Below are 16,757 nucleotides of genomic sequence, written 5' to 3'. Positions count from 1 at the left end.
TCAGTCCTCGCGGCGAGTGGCTGTGTCGGCCGGGAGGGCTGTGTCGGCGGGGAGAGCTGTGTCGGCCGCGGTGGCGTCGTCGATCGCCTCGTCTTCGGCATCCGCATCGGCCTGCTCGGCCTCGCTGCGTCCGCCCCGGCGCTCGACGAGCCGCGCGGACGCGTCGGTCAGCGGCGCGCGCAGGAACAGCATCGAGATGCTGACGCCGATGAGGGCGGCGAAGATCGCGGCCAGCCACCAGAACTCGCGGAAGATCGGGAAGAAGAACCACAGGATCGCGAGCGGCACGAGGAAAGCCAGCAGTCGGAGCACGGTGTAGACGAGGAAAGGTGCGCGGTTCTTCACCCGGACAGTCTACGTTCGCGACCTGAAGGGTCAGCTGTCAGTCGTCGACCCCGAGCGATGCGAACGGAATTCCGCGGACCACGCGCTTCCACGGATGCTCCCCGAGCGACCAGAGCAGCTTCGCGTCGAGGTCGAGCGCCAGGTCCTCGCATCCGACCGGGAGCGGCACCCGGTCGCGTACCAGCGCGTCGCGCGTCCCGGTCCACAGGACTCCGGGGTGCATGCGATCGGACTGACTGATGAAGTGCCGGTCGCCCCAGCGCACCGCGCCCTGCATGCGACGGATGCCGGGGGAGAAGCGGCTCTCTTCGCGGAACGCGTCGTCGTCCGATTCCGGGATCGAGAACTCCGCGATGCGACCCGTGTCGTCTTTCAGATACTCGCCGATCAGCACCCGACGCAGGGGTGTGCCATCGTCGTCGAACACGCGACCGAGATATGAGCACCGGATGTCGATCGGATGCACGCGCGTGCGCACCGCGACGAGAGCGGTGGCGCGCAGGCCGCGACCGGCGGCGCCGGCGAGGCGTCGCGCCTCGGCACCGCGGACGCGGCGGATGCCGGCGAGGTCGAACTCCCAGATGCCCTTGCCGGTCGCTGCGACGAAGAGCCTGTCATCGAACCAGGCGAGGCCGCCGGCGTGGATGCGCGCGGGCTGCAGCACACCGTCTTCCTCGACGGCGAGCAGCACGTCGAGGTGGCGCGAGCGGTCGAGATCGACGAACGCGACACGCGATGCGAGGTGGTGCCCGTCGAGCCGCTGACGGAACCAGCTCACCGCGAGGGTGCGTCGGCCGTGCCACAGTCCGAGATCGATGCCCTGCGGATACCAGCGGCGGGTCCACGTGCGGGCGCTGAGCCAGCGCAGGTCGACCGTGCTGCGGCGCTTCTGCCGCACCGGGCGCCATGTCGTTCCGAACGGCCAGAGCATGGTCCCATCGTCGCCGATCGCCGACCTCGGTGCGAATCGGGCGCGCGCGCTCTGCAGGCGCACCGGGCAGCGTCACCGCCCGTTCACCCTCACGTCCCCGAACGGCAACGAACGCCTGAGAGCATGCCGAAACCGTCGACCCGGGGAGTTCCGTGCGCACACCGCTCGTCACCGTCATCGTGCCCGCCAAGGACGCGGGCCAGTACATCGGCACGACGCTCGAGACGCTGACCCGCCAGTTCGACGATCCGGCCTCGCTCAAGCTCGTCGCGATCGACGACGGATCCCGCGACGACACGGGCATGCTGATGCGGCACTACGCCGAGCGCTTTCCACATTCGACGGTCATCGAGAATCCGCAGCCGCGGGGGCTCGCGAGCGCTCGCAATCAAGGACTCGCGCATGTCGAGGGCGACGCCGTCTGCTTCCTCGACGGGGACGACTGGATGCAGCCGCAGCGACTGGCGGTGCTCACGCGACGCCTGCGCGAGCTGGACGCCGACTTCCTCCGCACCGATCACGTGACCGTGAAGGCCGGCGTGCGCACGCTGGTGCCGGCGCCGTATCCGTGGCGTGAGCGAGTGGGGTCACCCCGCGAGGCGATCCTTCCCGAGAACGAGCCGACCATGGTCGACTACCCCTTCGCGTGGGCGGGCGTGCTGCACCGCCGGCTGATCGACGACGGGCTGGTCGCGTTCACCCCCGGGCTCTTCACCGCCGAGGATCGCCCCTGGATCTGGCGGCTGCATCTGCAGGCCCGTTCGTTCGCGGTGGTCGATGCCCCCGCTCTGCTCTATCGCCGAGGGGTGTCGACCTCGCTCACGCAGGTGCGCGATCGGCGCCAGCTCGACTTCGTGCGCGCGATGGACGAGGTCCTCGACATCGCGGCGGCGGATGCCGAGGCGGACCGCTTCCTCCCCAAGGCCGTGTGGACCGTGCTGGCGCTCAGCTCGCGTCACCTCGTGCGCGCTCGACGGATGACGCCGTCGCTGCGCGCGGAGATGCGCGCCGGCATCCGCGGGCTTCTCGCCCGGCTGCCCGAGGCTGAGGCGTCGGCGGTGCTGGCCAGGCTCGACGGCCCGCGGCGCCGCGTGCTCGCCCCGTTGCTGCGCACGGTCGGGCGGGCGGCATGACCCAGCTCTTCGCGCTGCACAGCGCCTACGGCCTCGCCACCGCCGCGGCCGCGCTCGACGGCGGGCTCCTCGGAGACCACGGTGAGCGCATCCTCGTGCCGTTCGTGTCGTCGAAGATCCCCGAGACGTCGGTGGGGATCCTCGCCGACCCCGCGCTCGCGACCCTTCGGGACCGCTTCGACCGGGTCGAGGACCTCGACGCGCTGCTCGGGCCCCTGCATCCGAGCTCGTGGAAGCCGGATGCCGCCGATCTGCCACTGCTGCGCAGACTGTTCACGCGTGCCTGGGGTCTCGACGGCGACGACCTCGAGGTGCTGGTGCAGAGTCCGCAGGTCGCTCCCGCTCGCACTCTGATGATGCTGTTCCCGCACGCGCGCCTCACGATCATCGGTGACGGGCTGATGACGTACTCGCCCATGCGGGTGCGCCTGCCCCACACCGTGACCGCGCGGATCGGGCGGGTCGTGCACGCCGACGTGGTGCCGGGCGTGACCCCGCTGGTCGGCGCGCCCACCGCGACGGCGGTGCCCGTCTCTCCCGCGCTGTTCCGCACGGTGCTCGCGGAGACGGCCACGGGGGTGGATGACACGGCGGAGCTCGAGAGCGTCATCACGGGGGAGCCGACGGTGCTCGTGCTCGGCCAGTACCTCTCGGCGCTCGGCCTCGTGACAGCGAGCGAGGAGGTGGCGCTCCAGACGCAGATGATCGACAGGGCCGCGAGCCTTCACCCTCGGCACATCGTCTTCAAGCCGCATCCTGCCGCGCCGCCCCGGCTGAGCGACGCGCTGCGCGATCGGGCGAGGGCGCACGATGCCGTCTTCCACGAGTACCGCGGCGCGCTCGCCGCAGAGACGCTGGCCGAGCGGATCGACGCGCACGCCGTCATCGCCGGGTTCTCGACCGCGCTGCCGACCGTGCGCGCCCTCTTCGGCAGGGACATCGAGGCAGTCGGTGCCGACACCGTGCTCTCTCGGCTGACCCCGTACGAGAACAGCAACCGGGTGCCCGCGACCATCGTCGATGTGCTCACACGGCCGGACTCGCCCTATCGGGAGCCCGAGCGGATGCAGCTGCTGATCGACGCGGTCGGCTACGCCATGCAGCCGGTCGTCGCGGCACACCTGCGGAGGCGCGCGGTCGAGCTGCTGACGAGCATCCGCCCCTCCGATCGCGACCGCTACTTCGCGCCGGAGCGGCTGGCCGAACTGCTGCTGCCGGGGGCGCCACCCGAGACGGCGGTGCGCCGTGCGCTGCGTCCGGCCGGCGGAATCGGTCGAGTGGAACAGGTGCGGCTGACGGCGCTGGGCGCGCGTCGACGGATCGGGCGCGCGTGGCGCGCACTGCGGGGACGATGAAGGAGACGACGATGACGGATGACAGTCGAGAGGATGACGCCCTCAGGGTGGTCGCGATCATCCCGGCGCGGGGCGGGTCGAAGGGTGTGCCTCGCAAGAACGTGCGCAGGGTCGGCGGGGTGCCGCTGATCGAACGGGCGGTGCGCAGTGCGCTGGCAGCCGAAGGGGTCGACCTCGTGGTGGTCTCGACGGACGACGACGAGATCGCCGCGGTGAGCGCTGCCGCCGGGGCACGGGTCGTCAGGCGTCCCGCCGAGATCTCCGGCGACACCGCCTCATCCGAGAGCGCGATCCTGCATGCGCTCGACGAACTCGACAGGTCGGGTGACCGGGTCGACGTGGTCGCCTTCCTGCAGGCCACATCGCCGTTCATCCCCAGCGATGCGCTCGCGAACGCTGTGCGCGAGGTGCGCGCGGGCACCGCAGACAGTATGTTCTCGGCGCACGAGACCTACGGATTCCTGTGGGCGCGCGAGCACCCGGATCAGGCGGATGCCGGGGCGGCCGTCGCGGTCAACCACGACGCCACCCACCGGCCGCGGCGGCAGGACCGTGAACCGCACTTCCTCGAGACCGGGGCGTTCTACGTGTTCCGGGCCGACGGCTTCCGTCAGGCGAAGCACCGCTTCTTCGGACGCATCCGCATCGCCGAGGTGCCCGAGTGGACGGCCATCGAGATCGACGACGAGCAGCAGCTGAGGATCGCGCGCGCGCTCGCCGCGCTGCACGAGACTCCCGAGCGGATTCCTGTGCGGGCGATCGTGACCGACTTCGACGGCGTGCACACCGACGACACCGCGAGTGTCGACGCCGACGGCGTCGAACGCGTGCGCGTCAGCCGCGAGGACGGCATGGGGGTATCGCTGCTCCGCCGGGCCGGCATCCCGATGCTCATCCTCTCGACCGAGGTGAACCCCGTCGTGCGGGCGCGGGCCGACAAGCTGCGCGTCCCGGTGCTGCACGGCATCGACGACAAGGAGTCGGCGCTGCGCGGGTGGGCGCAGGAGAAGGGCATCCCTCTCGCCGAGATCGCCTACCTCGGCAACGACGTGAACGATCTGCCCGCGCTGCGCATCGTCGGGTGGCCCATCGCGGTCGCGAACGCGCATCCGCTCGTCCTCGAAGCGGCCCGCGTCGTACTCGGTCGCACGGGCGGCCACGGCGCCGTGCGCGAGCTGATCGAACGGGTGTTGCCCGCCTGACCGACTCCGGTAACCCTCCTGTCGCACGGCGTTCACCCCCGGCGCGTACTCAGGGGAGAAGGCCATTTCGACGACCGGAGGAACCATGACTGTCAGCATCGGCTCACGCGTGATCGGCGGCGGTCACCCCGCCTACCTCATCGCGGAGATCGGCCTCAACCACAACGGCGACGTCGACATCGCCAAGCGTCTGATCGACGTCGCGGCGAAGGCGGGTGCCGACGCCGTGAAGTTCCAGAAGCGCACTCCCGAGATCTCCACCCCCGAGCACATGCGCGACGTTCCGCGTGAGACGCCGTGGGGCACCATGAGCTACCTCGACTACCGTCGCCGTGTCGAGTTCGGTCGCGACGAGTACGTCGCGATCGGCGACCACGCCACGATGCTCGGCCTCGACTGGTTCGCCTCGCCGTGGGACGTGCCCAGCGTCGAGTTCCTCGAGGACCTCAACGTCGTGGCGCACAAGGTCGCCTCGGCCAGCCTCACCGACACCGAGCTGCTCGTCGCGCTGCGTGAGACCGGCAAGCCCGTCATCCTCTCGACCGGGATGTCGACGATCGAGCAGATCGACCGCGCGCTCTCGACGCTCGGCACCGACCGTGTGGTGCTCATGCACGCCACGTCGACGTATCCGCTCGAGCCCGAGGAGGCCAACCTCCGCGCGATCGCCACGCTGCGTGACCGCTACCCCGGCGTGCCGGTCGGATACTCGGGCCACGAGCGCGGTCTGCAGATCTCGCTCGCGGCCGTCGCGATCGGCGCCGTCGCGGTCGAGCGCCACATCACCCTCGACCGCACCATGTGGGGCTCCGACCACGCGGCCTCGCTCGAGCCGACCGGCCTCGAGCACCTCGTGCGCGACATCCGCGTGATCGAGACGGCCCTCGGCGACGGCGTCAAGCGCGTGTTCGACAGCGAGCGCGCACCGATGGCGAAGCTGCGACGCGTTCCGGCGTGACCGGAACGGCGCGGGCAGAACGGGCATGGGCGGAATGGGCATGAGCGGAATGCGCGGGAGCAGTTCGGACGGTTTGCGGGTCGTCGCGATCGCCGACGCCGACTCGTTCGTGAAGTGGTCGGCGTCGCTGCTCGGCAGCGTGCCCGGCATCCGCCCGCATCTGCTGCTGGTGCAGACGCCGTTGACGGCGAGCGTCGAGCAGCAGCGCACGGCACTGAGCGGAACGGGGATGCTGCCCGAGAACATCACCAGGGTGGCCTTCGCGCAGGCTGCGGGGTGGCTCGAGGGTCAGCGCCCCGACGTCGTCCTGCTCGCCGGGCGGGGTCCTTTCGTGCGCCTTCTGGGCCGGGTCATCGACGGTCTGTCGCGTCGCCCGGTCGTCGTCGCAGGGCTCCCCGGCATGGCGATCCCCGCGCAGCGCGGCGCCCTCGACTACCGCCGGCATGCCGACCTGCTCGTCGTGCATTCGCATCGGGAGGAGCGGGCGTTCGCCGAGCTCGGACGCCTGATCGGGGTGCAGGTGCCGACAGCGCTCGCGACTCTGCCGTTCGCACGGTCGCGTTCTCGGATGCTCGCCCACGATCGGGCGCGCGTGCTGACGTCGGACTCCGCAGGCGCGAACGGCACTCTCGTGGCCGAGCGACCCCGATCGCCGGAACAGGTGCCGCAGTCGGAGCTGCGTCCGGTGCGGATGCCGGCCACGGACATCGTGTTCGCCGCGCAGGCGCTGGTGCCGGTCGGCCGCGACGAGCGCGCGGAGATCGCGGCGACCCTCGTGCGCGCGGCCGAGGCAGATCCGAACCGTCGTGTCGTCGTGAAGCTGCGTTCGCGGCCGGGGGAGTCCGAGACCCACCTCGAGCGCGACCCGTACCTCGACCTCCTGCCCGCTCGGCTGCCCGACAACCTCGTCGTGTCCTACGGATCGATGGCGCAGGCGCTGTCGACGGCGGCCGGGCTCGTCACGGTGAGCTCGACCGCGGCCGTCGAGGCCGTGGCGCTCGGCGTTCCGGTGATCGCACTCGACTCGTTCGGAGTGAGCAAGAGCCTGCTGAACACGGTGTTCGTCGGCAGCGGTCTGCTCGGCGGGCGCAGCGAGGTCGTGGCGGGGCGCTTCCGGCATCCGCTGCCCGCTTGGCTGCGTGACAACTACTTCCACTCCTCGGCCGAATCGACCTGGTGGGAGCATGTCGAACAGCTCGTCGCGCTGCGCAGGGCCGGTGCTCTGCCGGCGAGACCGGTGCCCGCGGCACGGGGTGGCGCCCTGCACGAGGCATGGCACCGCGCGAGCGTGCTCGGCGCCGCGGACCGTACACTCAGCGGCGCGGCTGCCCTGGCGATCGGGGCTCCGGCCACGAAGGCGCTCGGGGCTCTGCGCCGGGGACGGAACTCGGGCGACGGCGGCACCTGGGCGGATGCGTCGACCGACGTCACGCTCGAGCCGAACCCGTTCCACGATTCGATCAGGCGGTGAGCTCACGCGGGTAGCGGTCTGATCCGGTTGCAGTTCGTGCCGCCCCGTCCGGACTGCGGCGACGCAGACTGCGACCGGAACGAGATCACGCCCGCCGAACGACGATCGACGGCGGGTTCGGGTCATCCCATCGCTGGAAGGTCTGCACCCACCAGAAGGCGGCGAACAGGATCAGCGCGACGGCCTCGCCGAAGAGCACGACCGGGGTCTCGCCGAACACCTGGCGGAAGGCGAGCGCCGCGACGAGCAGCAGGAGGTCGACGATCAGGAGACCTGCGATCCAGCGGTAGATCGATCGTTGGCGAGGAGTGGGCGGGGTCTCGCCGGGGTCGAGCGGCCCGCCGGCGTAGAGGATCGGGACCGCGGCGAACACGCCGAGGAACAGCAGGGTCACCACGAAGTGGATGCTGTGCACCGGCCAGAAGTTGAACGGGAAGTACTCGTTGAGTGCGGGTGCGAAAGCGAGGGCGGCGACGGCGGCCGCCGTGATCAGCGCGATGATCGACACCAATCGGGCCGAGGGGTTCGGCGTGCGGGTGCGGAGCCGGATCACGGCCATCGTGATCACGAGCGCCATGACGACCACGGCGTAGACGGCGATGCCGAGTCGCATGTCGCCCTGGAACTCGACCGGTACGCACTCGAAGATGTCAGGGCACTCGAACGGGCCGACTCGCTGGTGGTTCGCGAGACCGGTCGGCACGATTGCGATCAACGGCGCGAAAAGCGCTGAGATGTCGAGCAGTGTGGTCGCGCGGTCACGCCCGGACAGCGCGAGGAGTGCGAGTGATGCCGCGATCAGAGCCCCCACGAAGACGGTGCGAGCCGGTGTGTAGAAGTAGTGACTGATCGAGGGCAGAGGAGTCCATCCGAGAGCGAACGGCTCCCACGAGGTGACGATCGTCTGGATCACCACGCTGAGCAGCAGGGTGACGACGATGAAGACGAGGGACAGTCGCAGGTATCGATGCGTCTTCAGGCTGGTGGGGGCGGTGTCCTCATCAACGGCCATGAGGTGACCGTACACCTCGCTCGGGACGGAGTCGGATGACGCGGCGTGACGCCTCTCGACACGCGAGGACTCACTTTGTCAATCCCCGCAACGATGCTGGTCATCCAGATCACGGCGAGGTAACGTCATTCCCATCGCGGCGATCCGGGCGGTCCCGGGCCTCAGCTCATATCTGACGGCGTTGCGGGTTCGACTCCCGCCGTCGCGTCCACTTGCGGAGCCGAGCGGCCCCCTAGCCCGCTGGGATGCGCATCCTGGCGGGGATTTGAGCGGTATCGCAGGGGCTACGGTGTCACCCCTCGTCAGCCGCAGTAGTCCTTGAGGTTCGCGGAGCGCGTGTGCCGCTTCCAGCCGTTCTGCGCGGCACGCGGGCTAGCCCCGGCGCCTGTCCGACCGCAGGCGCATTTCCAGGCGGCACGGGGGCGTCCGAGGCGGTCCTCGCTGGCGTCGATCTCGATGAGCTGATGCATGAGTCAATCATGTGGCTGACTTCCGACACCGCCCGCTGTCGGATGCTGTCGACTGCGGTGGGCTTTCGTAGTACTCCTACAACGAAATCTGTGTCCGGCTATGAGAAGTCATGAGGTTCCGGAACTGGCTTGGCCGATGCCCCCGGATCCAAATAGGGTAGTGGTCATAAACACCAGCCCCTCTGTCGCTCACAGACTTTCGAGTCACCGAGATGACATGGGCTGGTTTTCTTCTTTCCGACGTTGGATAGCGTGAAACCTCATCTCCCTTACGACGAGCAGCTCGCGAAGATGCTCGGCCGTGGACTCACGAGCGAGGGACGTCCGGCCGCGATCGCCGCTCTGAAGCGCATCGGCTACTACCGACTGTCTGCCTACACATACCCATTTAGGGAACCGCCGACTGAGGCGGATGTGGAGATCAAACGCACTCGCTCCGAGAGGTTTCGAGCAGGAGCTCGCCTCGAGGATGCTCTCCATCTCTATGAGTTCGACCGTAAGCTCCGGGCCGTGCTGCTGCAGGCGCTTCAGGAGATCGAGGTCGGCTTTGCGACGAAGGTCGGGTACACGCTCGGCAAGCGAGCTGGCGATGGCCACCTCAAGATGGAACATCTCGACCAGTCGGCTTGCTGTCGTGTCACTCGGGACGGGGTCACGGAACACGCGGCGTGGGTGCAGCGCTACGAGAAGCTCCGCAAGGATGCGATGGACGAAGAATACGTAAAGCACCATATTCTGCACTACGACGGCGAGATTCCGATCTGGGTCTCGACCGGTTTCATGGACTTTGGCTGCTTGATCCGGCTCTACTCGCTCATGGACGGACGTGACCGCAAGAAGATCGCGTACGAGCTGGGGCTGAAGGGCAACGGTTCCGACACGCTCCATCGGTGGCTTCGGGCCCTCAACATTCTGCGCAACAATTGCGCACACAGCAACAGGATCTGGAACCGCGCGACGGTCGATGTGCCGCCGAAGTTCTCACCGCAGGTGGCTGCGGGGCAGCTGCACCATTTGAACGACCTCGAGAATCACCAGCGGCAGAAGATCTATCTGCTGATCGCGCTCACCGCGCACCTCCAGCGAGCTGTGAACCCGACCAGTACTTGGGCGTGGTCCACTCTGGTTACGCAGGCGAAGAAGCTCGGCAACGTCGGAGGAATGACGCTCGAGAACACGATGGGTTTTCCGGTGGGGTGGCAAGATCTGGAACTTTGGAAGAAGCCTGAAGGCCAACCGTGACCGGGGATCGCATTCACGATCACGTTTCTGTGCCGCAGGGTTGTTTGACCAGGGTGCCGCTGCTGACCGATGTCGGTGCCCTGTGCCATCCTGTCTTCATGACACCGGAACCGATCGTGAACGTGCTCATGCCGACCGATCTTGAGGCTCGGCGCCGTGAGCTACTGACTTCTGTCGGCTGCTCTCTCTACGATTTGCGGGACCGCGCGCACGAGTACGCGTTGTCGATCGAAGAGCTTGAAGTTCTCCGCGAACTCGAGCGCCTTGAGTTTCTCGCTGGTAACTAGCCGCCGACGTGGACGCATCGGCTCTCGAAGACGAGGCACACGAGTTCGCAGTCCAGCTGATGCTCCGCCTCTCGGAGATCCTCCCCACTGGACACCTCGGTTTCACCGCGGACGCTTCACCAGAACTTGATGGCTCGGCGCGCATCGCGATCGCCTCGGTGTTCGCGGGCGGGATCCCGCTGACGATTGATCAGCGCCCCGCCCTTCAGCTCGAGGTCGATTACAAGCTGATGATGAGTCCGACCTCGAAGCGCGCCACCGTCGTGGGGTCGACTTTCCTTGTGCGTCCCTTCGAAGTCGGCCGCCCGCTGTTTACCGTCGACTATGTGAGGAACGCCCACTCGAACACTCCTGCTGCGCACTACAATCTTCACTTCGAACACGGAAGTATCGAAGCTGAGCTGTTGAAGACGGGCGCATCTCGGCGCGGCAAGATCCATCAGAAAGGCGTCAAGTCCGGGAAGCCCCCGCGCCTGGCTGATCTGCATTTCCCCACGGGCGGGCACCGCTTCCGACTCTGTCTCGAGGATGTGATCGAGATGCTCTGGATCGAGTTCGGGATCGATGTGAAATCGACGGCGAAGGCCGCCATCTGCGAAGGTCGGGAACGTTGGCGTGTGATGCAGGTGCGTGCAGCGGTCGCTGATGATCCGCAGCCGGCAGCTGAAGAACTGCGTGCTCTTGGATATGTCGTCGAAGATCCGAAGTCGTTGCGGCCGCGGCGCCTCGACCGCATCCACGCGATCTGATTCCGTGACGTCGACGTGGTCCACGACACAGTTTGAGGCGCCGCCAGGGTGCGCCAGACCCAACGGTGGGCGTAGGTCCACGGTAAATGCGGCGGAGGGTGACCGCTCCCGTTCAGCCCCCGGAGCGGCGGCCTCGACGCAGACGTTCGACGGTCTCGCCCGCTGCGACACCGACGAGCACCAGCGCGGTCGCGATCGACAGGGTGAGGACGGTGACGATGACGCCTGCGAGCCCCACACCGGCGAGCAGGACGAGAGCCACCAGACCGATGAGCTGAGCCCGCGCCCAGCGCCCTTCGAGCACGCGGCGGAACAGCACAGTGCCGGTGAGGAAGAGGATCGGTGCGCCGACGACCACGACCGTCGCGGCGAGGCCGTGCTGGTCGGGCAGCGCGAGCATCTCCTTGTCGCCCACACTCAGGAGCACGATGCCGGCGATGATCGGAAGATGCACCCAGGTGTAGACGGTGCGAGCGAGCCGTGCCGGTTCGTCCGATGCCTCGATCGCCTCGGCGCCGATGCGTTCGCCGTGATCGAAGTAGATCCACCAGGTCGCCGCTGCCGCGACGAACGCCGTCATCATCGCAGCGATCGATGCGACGGACGACTCCTTGTCGACGAACGCGAAGCCGGTCACCAGCAGGCCTTCACCGAGCGCGATGAGCACGAACAGCGACGTGCGCTCGGCGATGTGCGGACCGGAGAGGTCCCACGAGCTCAGCCGGACCTTCTCGCGTCCGGGGACCGGAAAACCGAGCACAGTGCCCAGCAGTTCGAGTGCCAGTGCTGCGGCCCACAACGGCAGCTGCCACCCGAGGGGCATCAGTGCGCCCGCGATCCACAGGGCGCCACCGGCGACCGTCCAGCACAGGATGAGTGAGAAGTCGCGGGCCACCCGCCGGTCGTGTCGGGCTGTCGCCCACACGATGAACGCCGTGCGCCCGACCTGGAAGACGACATAGGCGATCGCGAACGCCCACGCCCGCTCGCCGAACGCCTCGGCGATCGAGACGCTCATCACGAGCGCCACGAAGGCCAGTGCGATCACCGCCGCGCGCACGGGGAGCTTCACGGGGTCGAGCCAGTTCGTCACCCAAGTGGTCGACACCCACGCCCACCACAGTGCGCACACCATGATGACGCCCTCGAAGGCACCCAGAGGCGTCTGGTTGTCGTAGAGGTAGGCAGACAGCTGCGTCAACGCGAGGACGAAAAGGAGGTCGAAGAACAGCTCGACGTACGTCACCCGATCCGCGCGCGGAGAGTCCGTGGGGCGCAGCACGTCACGGGCCATTCCGAATGCCATGCGACCATCCTGGCATCGCCGCTCGAGACCTCGGCGCACTCGCTCAGAGATGGGTCCTTGCCGAAGCCGGGAACGGTCAGCGGAACCCCGCCGTCGAGCCGGACGCTCCGGTGCGATCGATTCTGCCGGCGCTCTGGGCCAGCCAGAAGCTGCGGTACGGGCCGTCGGCCGCGAGCAGCTCGTCGTGCGTCCCGAGCTGCGCCACCCGCCCGTCGGCGAAGACCGCGATCTGCTCGGCGGTCGAGACGGGCTCCAGGCGGTGCGAGATCAGCACCGTCGTGCGGTCTCGGCGCAGTACCCGGATCGCGCTCTCCACGGCATCCCGGTGGTGGAGTCCGATGTCGGCCGTCGCCTCGTCGAGGATCACCAGGGCCGGGTTCGCGAGCAGGGCCCGAGCGATGGCGAGCTGCTGGATCCGACCCTCGTCGAGCGGGGCGGGGGCGACGGATGCGAGGAGCTCGACCGCCCACTCGGCATCCACCGCGACGAGTGCGGCGACCAGCTCGTCCTGGCTCGCATCGGGCGCCACGAGACGCAGGTTGTCGGCGAGCGAGCCGCGGAACTGATGAAGCTCCTGCGACACGTAATAGGGAGTCGTCGCCGCGGGCTCGAGCCGCACGCTGCCGGACTCCGGCAGATGGTGTCCTGCGATGACCCTCGCGAGCGTGCTCTTGCCCGATCCCGACGAGCCGACCAGGGCTGCGGTCGTGCCCGGCTCCACGCGCAGCGTGACGTCGACGACGCCTCGTCCGGTCGACGGATACCGATAGCCGACATCCTGCAGGTCCAGCTCGACCCGGGCATGATCGCCGACCGTACGGGCCGTGCCGGAGGCGGCTGTGCCGGATGCCGCGGAGTCCGTCTCCGGCGCCAGATCGATGACCCCCACGAGCCGTGCGAGACCGATCGCCGCGCGCTGGATGTCGTCGAGACCGAAGATCAGCTGACCGACCGGATCGAACAGGCGATGGAACACCAGCGCGGCCGTCGTGACCATGCCCACCGTGATCGCTCCGTTCGCGTGCAGCAGGAACCCGGTGGCGAGGATCGCCCCCAGGCCCACGAGTTCGCCGCCGTTGATCCAGCGGAAGAGGCGGTTGCGCACCCGGACGCCCTCGATCTGCATCCGGATCGAGTCCTCCGCGCGCGCAGCGACCCTGGCGAGTGCGTGGTGCTGCTCGTTGAGCGCGGTGAGGGTCTCGATTCCCTCGACGGCGTCGAGCACGGCCTGACTCCGCGCGGCCTCGCGCACCCGCACCTCGCGGAACACGACGCGCGATCGCCGGAGGAAAGCCCGGGTGCCGAGCACGTAGAACGGCACGGATGCGACGCCCGCGAGCGCGAGCCACGGGTCGAGGGCGGTCAGCGCGATCACCGAGACGCCGATCGCGAACCCGGCGGACAGCAGCACGGGGACGACGTTCCCACCGGCCTCGGCGACCGCGTCGACGTCTCCGGTGACCCGCGAGAGCAGATCCGCCGTCTCGCCGTCGTCGACCGTGCTCACCGGCAGACGCATCGCCGAAGCGAACACGTCTTCACGCAGGTCGGCGAGAAGGTCCTGCACGAGCCCGGTCAGCACACGAGCAGCCCACAGCATCACCGCCGCGGCGCCGACCGCCCCGGCGCCGGCGCCGGCCACCCACCCGGCGATCACGGCGAGACCCGCATCGCTCGACACGGCATCGACGACTCGGCCCAGGCATGCGGGAAGCACGATGCCGAGACCGGATGCCGCGAGGAACAGCACCGACACGCCGACGGTTCGTCCGCGGTGGCGGCGCAGCAGCATCCCGATGACGACGCGCACGCGAGCGCCCGTCGCGATCGGCAGCAGAGGCGTCGCAGTGTCGTTCATGCCTGGACCTCCGCCTCGTCGGGGGAGAGCGCGATGACGCGGTCGCAGGCGGAGAGGAGCACGGGGGAGGTGCTGATCACGATCGTCGTCCTTTCGAGTCGGGCGATCGAGCGCGCTATGTGCGCCTCGGTGATCGCGTCCACCGCGGACGTGGGTTCGTCGAGCACCAGGATGTCGGCGTCGGTGTGCAGCCCGCGTGCGAGCCCGATGCGTTGACGCTGCCCTCCGGAGAGGCGGCGGCCGGCTTCGCCGACCTGAGCGTCCCACCCTCCGACCTCGACGACCGTGTCGTGCAGTGCAGCCGCGGCGACGAGCGACGGCGTCGGCTCCGCCGCGGTGCCGGGGCCCTGCACGGCCTCGCGGACCGTGCCGTTCACGATCGTGTGACGGTGGGGCAGGGCGACGACCCGGCGGCGGTAGTCCGCCGCATCCAGGTCTCGCAGGTCATGGAGCGAGCCGTCGATCGCGACCGAGACGCGGCCCCGTGCCGCCGGAGTGCGCATGCCCAGGAGGCGCGACAGCGCGCGCGCCTCCTCGCTGTCGGACGGGCGGATGCCGAGCATCTCGCCGCGGCGCACGTCCACCCGGATCGACTCGTCGGGGCCTGTGAGGAAGGACAGAGCGACATCGCCGGCCGACGGGAGCGCGGAGCCGGGCGTCGGCGCGGTCGGGGACGGATGCAGAAGGTCTTCGGCATCCACCATTCCGGCGAGCCTCTTCGCGGAGGCGAGCTTGTGGATCCAGTTCGAGGGGAAGGACCCCGCATATGCCAGCGATCCGCTGAGGAACTGGGCGAGACCGAGCACCGTCACGAGCTCGCCGATGCTGATCTGCCCCTCGGCGGCGAACCACGCCGAGAGCCCGGCCAGCGCGGTGGTCGCCACGGCGGCGAGGACCGAGCTCACCGCTTCGTAGGCCGCGAGCGATCGGCCGGCGGTCGTCGCCGCGATGCGGCTGGCGTCGCTGGCCACGACGTAGCGCCGCACCGCCTCTTCGCGTGCTCCGATGCCGACGAGCACCCGGAATCCCGACATGAAGTCGGCGGCCACGGCACCCGCTTCCGTCGCCGCGCGCTGCTCTGCGGCACCTCGGCGTTCGAGCGGACGCGAGACGATCCGCATCGTGACCATCATGGCGACCGTCGAGACGAACACGACCAGGGTCGCGAACGGCGAGATCACGAGCATCGCGAGCGCCGCCCCGACGATCGCCGCGATCGTCGCGCATTGCTGCGCGACCGACCACGCGACGCCCGCGACGCGATAGGTGTCGGAGGTCACATACGTGAGCGCTTCGCCCGGAGTGGTCGCGCGCTGAGAGAGGCGAGGGCGAAGCATCCGCGACAGGGTGAGGTGGCGCAGTGCCTGCTCGCCGTATCCGTAGACGCCGACCATCAGTCGTGATGCCGCCTGGTAGCTCGCCGTCAACAGCAGGAAGGTGCCGACCAGGATGCCGATCCAGAGGGTGAGCGCGGCCGCGTCCGACGGGAGCACGGCGCGGTCGATCGTGGCGCCGATGATGACGGGGATGGCCGCCTCGGTGAGCGAGTGCACCACGAGCAGCATCGTCGCCGCGGCCAGGGTCAGCCCTCGCCCCTGCGACGTGAGGGCCAGCGCGAAGAGCCGTCGCGGAGTCGTGGTCACGGCTTCCGCCGACCGAGCGGCAGCACGAGCGGCGTGCCGGACACGGGATCGGTGATCACCCGGCAGGGCAGGTCGTACACGGCCTCGACGAGCTCCGCCGTGATGATCTCGCGGGGATCGCCCTGCGCCACGATCTCACCGTCGCGCATCGCCACGAGGTGGGTCGCGTACCGGGCGGCATGGTTGAGATCGTGCAGCACCGCGACCAGGGTCGTGCCGTTGCGGTGAAGGTCGGCGAACAGCTCCATCAGATCGATCTGGTGGGCGATGTCGAGGAACGTCGTCGGCTCGTCGAGCAGCAGATGCTTGGTCTGCTGCGCGAGGGCCATCGCGACCCAGACGCGCTGACGCTGGCCGCCGGAGAGCTCGTCGACCAGGCGTCGAGAGAGGTCGGTGACACCGGTGGCTGCCATCGCCTGCGACACAGCGCGCTCGTCGGCGCTGCTCCAGGTGCGCATCGCGCTCTGGTGCGGGAACCGTCCGCGTCCGACCAGATCCGCGACGGTGATGCCGTCGGGCGCGATCGACGACTGGGGAAGGAGCCCGAGCTTCTTCGCGGCATCCTTGGGCTTCAGCGTGCGCAGCTCGGCGCCGTCGAGCAGCACCGTGCCGGTGGTCGGGCGCAGCAGTCGGGCGAAGCCGCGCAGCAGCGTCGACTTTCCGCAGGCGTTGGGTCCGATGATGATCGTGAACGAGTCATCCGGAACCTCCAGCGACAGCCCCGAGACGATCGGGGTGTCGCCGTAGCTCAGGGTGATGTCGCGGGCCAGCAGCGAGGTGGTCATCGATGTTCCT

The 16,757-nt window shown here is 69.0% G+C and carries 16 protein-coding genes and 1 pseudogene; 9 read left to right on the top strand and 8 right to left on the bottom strand.

Features of this window, described 5'->3' with window-relative positions; all coding sequences use genetic code 11:
* A complete protein-coding gene (locus JOF42_RS16455; RefSeq protein ID WP_210098791.1) occupies positions 1-345 on the bottom strand; it encodes a DUF4229 domain-containing protein in 345 nt (114 codons plus the stop codon).
* A 37-nt stretch (positions 346-382) separates the two neighbouring features.
* Positions 383-1,276: a hypothetical protein gene (locus JOF42_RS16450; protein ID WP_210098790.1), complete on the bottom strand. Its 894-nt coding sequence runs from the start codon at positions 1,274-1,276 to the stop codon at positions 383-385.
* 152 nt (positions 1,277-1,428) lie between these two features.
* On the opposite strand from JOF42_RS16450, the gene JOF42_RS16445 reads away from it, so the two are divergent.
* From JOF42_RS16445 to JOF42_RS16425, 5 genes are all read left to right on the top strand, one after another.
* Positions 1,429-2,409: a glycosyltransferase family 2 protein gene (locus JOF42_RS16445; protein WP_210098789.1), complete on the top strand. Its 981-nt coding sequence runs from the start codon at positions 1,429-1,431 to the stop codon at positions 2,407-2,409.
* Positions 2,406-3,764 (top strand): polysialyltransferase family glycosyltransferase, encoded by a 1,359-nt coding sequence (locus JOF42_RS16440; RefSeq protein ID WP_210098788.1) that lies wholly within the window; start codon positions 2,406-2,408, stop codon positions 3,762-3,764. Before JOF42_RS16445 ends, JOF42_RS16440 begins: the two co-directional genes overlap by 4 nt.
* 11 nt (positions 3,765-3,775) lie before the next feature.
* The gene (locus JOF42_RS16435; RefSeq protein WP_210098787.1) at positions 3,776-4,966 is read left to right on the top strand and encodes an acylneuraminate cytidylyltransferase; all 1,191 of its coding nucleotides are present in this window, start codon (positions 3,776-3,778) and stop codon (positions 4,964-4,966) included.
* Positions 4,967-5,051: 85 nt separating this feature from the next.
* On the top strand, positions 5,052-5,924 hold the full coding sequence (locus tag JOF42_RS16430) for an N-acetylneuraminate synthase family protein (RefSeq protein WP_210098786.1): 873 nt from the start codon (positions 5,052-5,054) through the stop codon (positions 5,922-5,924).
* Positions 5,925-5,964: 40 nt separating this feature from the next.
* The gene (locus tag JOF42_RS16425) at positions 5,965-7,395 is read left to right on the top strand and encodes a DUF6716 putative glycosyltransferase (RefSeq protein WP_210098785.1); all 1,431 of its coding nucleotides are present in this window, start codon (positions 5,965-5,967) and stop codon (positions 7,393-7,395) included.
* An 85-nt stretch (positions 7,396-7,480) separates the two neighbouring features.
* On the opposite strand, the gene JOF42_RS16420 is transcribed toward JOF42_RS16425, so the two are convergent.
* Positions 7,481-8,407 (bottom strand): hypothetical protein, encoded by a 927-nt coding sequence (locus tag JOF42_RS16420; protein WP_210098784.1) that lies wholly within the window; start codon positions 8,405-8,407, stop codon positions 7,481-7,483.
* A 135-nt stretch (positions 8,408-8,542) separates the two neighbouring features.
* On the opposite strand from JOF42_RS16420, the pseudogene JOF42_RS16415 reads away from it, so the two are divergent.
* A pseudogene (locus JOF42_RS16415) lies at positions 8,543-8,618 on the top strand.
* A gap of 91 nt (positions 8,619-8,709) precedes the next feature.
* On the opposite strand, the gene JOF42_RS16410 reads toward JOF42_RS16415, so the two are convergent.
* Positions 8,710-8,877 (bottom strand): hypothetical protein, encoded by a 168-nt coding sequence (locus tag JOF42_RS16410; RefSeq protein WP_210098783.1) that lies wholly within the window; start codon positions 8,875-8,877, stop codon positions 8,710-8,712.
* A gap of 252 nt (positions 8,878-9,129) precedes the next feature.
* On the opposite strand from JOF42_RS16410, the gene JOF42_RS16405 reads away from it, so the two are divergent.
* The 3 genes from JOF42_RS16405 to JOF42_RS16395 are packed head-to-tail and all read left to right on the top strand — an operon-like array spanning position 9,130 to position 11,155.
* A complete protein-coding gene (locus JOF42_RS16405; protein WP_210098782.1) occupies positions 9,130-10,119 on the top strand; it encodes an Abi family protein in 990 nt (329 codons plus the stop codon).
* Entirely contained in the window at positions 10,116-10,406 is a 291-nt protein-coding gene (locus tag JOF42_RS16400; protein WP_210098781.1) for a hypothetical protein, read from the top strand. Before JOF42_RS16405 ends, JOF42_RS16400 begins: the two co-directional genes overlap by 4 nt.
* Before the next feature lie 8 nt (positions 10,407-10,414).
* Positions 10,415-11,155, top strand: a complete 741-nt coding sequence (locus JOF42_RS16395) for a hypothetical protein (protein WP_210098780.1) — start codon at positions 10,415-10,417, stop codon at positions 11,153-11,155.
* A gap of 112 nt (positions 11,156-11,267) precedes the next feature.
* Here the strand turns inward: JOF42_RS16395 and JOF42_RS16390 are convergent, their stop codons facing one another.
* The 4 genes from JOF42_RS16390 to JOF42_RS16375 form a co-directional block, all read right to left on the bottom strand.
* Positions 11,268-12,461, bottom strand: a complete 1,194-nt coding sequence (locus JOF42_RS16390) for a low temperature requirement protein A (RefSeq protein WP_210098779.1) — start codon at positions 12,459-12,461, stop codon at positions 11,268-11,270.
* 76 nt (positions 12,462-12,537) lie between these two features.
* Entirely contained in the window at positions 12,538-14,319 is a 1,782-nt protein-coding gene (locus tag JOF42_RS16385; protein WP_210098778.1) for an ABC transporter ATP-binding protein, read from the bottom strand.
* Positions 14,316-15,962 (bottom strand): ABC transporter transmembrane domain-containing protein, encoded by a 1,647-nt coding sequence (locus tag JOF42_RS16380; RefSeq protein ID WP_210098777.1) that lies wholly within the window; start codon positions 15,960-15,962, stop codon positions 14,316-14,318. The genes JOF42_RS16385 and JOF42_RS16380 overlap by 4 nt, the downstream gene beginning before the upstream one ends.
* A complete protein-coding gene (locus JOF42_RS16375; protein WP_210098776.1) occupies positions 15,959-16,747 on the bottom strand; it encodes an ABC transporter ATP-binding protein in 789 nt (262 codons plus the stop codon). Before JOF42_RS16375 ends, JOF42_RS16380 begins: the two co-directional genes overlap by 4 nt.
* Positions 16,748-16,757: the final 10 nt, after the last annotated feature.

Source organism: Microbacterium phyllosphaerae, from assembly GCF_017876435.1.
Lineage (GTDB): Bacteria > Actinomycetota > Actinomycetes > Actinomycetales > Microbacteriaceae > Microbacterium > Microbacterium phyllosphaerae.
The sequence above is the reverse complement of the archived record's forward strand: the minus strand, read 5'-3'. Positions and strand labels throughout refer to the sequence as shown.

Excerpts from the sequence above, each read along its gene's own strand:
- JOF42_RS16390 (WP_210098779.1), bottom strand. The coding sequence starts at position 12,461 with ATGGCATTCGGAATGGCCCGTGACGTGCTGCGCCCCACGGACTCTCCG.
- JOF42_RS16425 (WP_210098785.1), top strand. The coding sequence starts at position 5,965 with ATGAGCGGAATGCGCGGGAGCAGTTCGGACGGTTTGCGGGTCGTCGCG.
- JOF42_RS16440 (WP_210098788.1), top strand. The coding sequence starts at position 2,406 with ATGACCCAGCTCTTCGCGCTGCACAGCGCCTACGGCCTCGCCACCGCC.
- JOF42_RS16375 (WP_210098776.1), bottom strand. The coding sequence starts at position 16,747 with ATGACCACCTCGCTGCTGGCCCGCGACATCACCCTGAGCTACGGCGAC.
- JOF42_RS16420 (WP_210098784.1), bottom strand. The coding sequence starts at position 8,407 with ATGGCCGTTGATGAGGACACCGCCCCCACCAGCCTGAAGACGCATCGA.
- JOF42_RS16435 (WP_210098787.1), top strand. The coding sequence starts at position 3,776 with ATGACGGATGACAGTCGAGAGGATGACGCCCTCAGGGTGGTCGCGATC.
- JOF42_RS16385 (WP_210098778.1), bottom strand. The coding sequence starts at position 14,319 with ATGAACGACACTGCGACGCCTCTGCTGCCGATCGCGACGGGCGCTCGC.
- JOF42_RS16410 (WP_210098783.1), bottom strand. The coding sequence starts at position 8,877 with ATGCATCAGCTCATCGAGATCGACGCCAGCGAGGACCGCCTCGGACGC.
- JOF42_RS16430 (WP_210098786.1), top strand. The coding sequence starts at position 5,052 with ATGACTGTCAGCATCGGCTCACGCGTGATCGGCGGCGGTCACCCCGCC.
- JOF42_RS16450 (WP_210098790.1), bottom strand. The coding sequence starts at position 1,276 with ATGCTCTGGCCGTTCGGAACGACATGGCGCCCGGTGCGGCAGAAGCGC.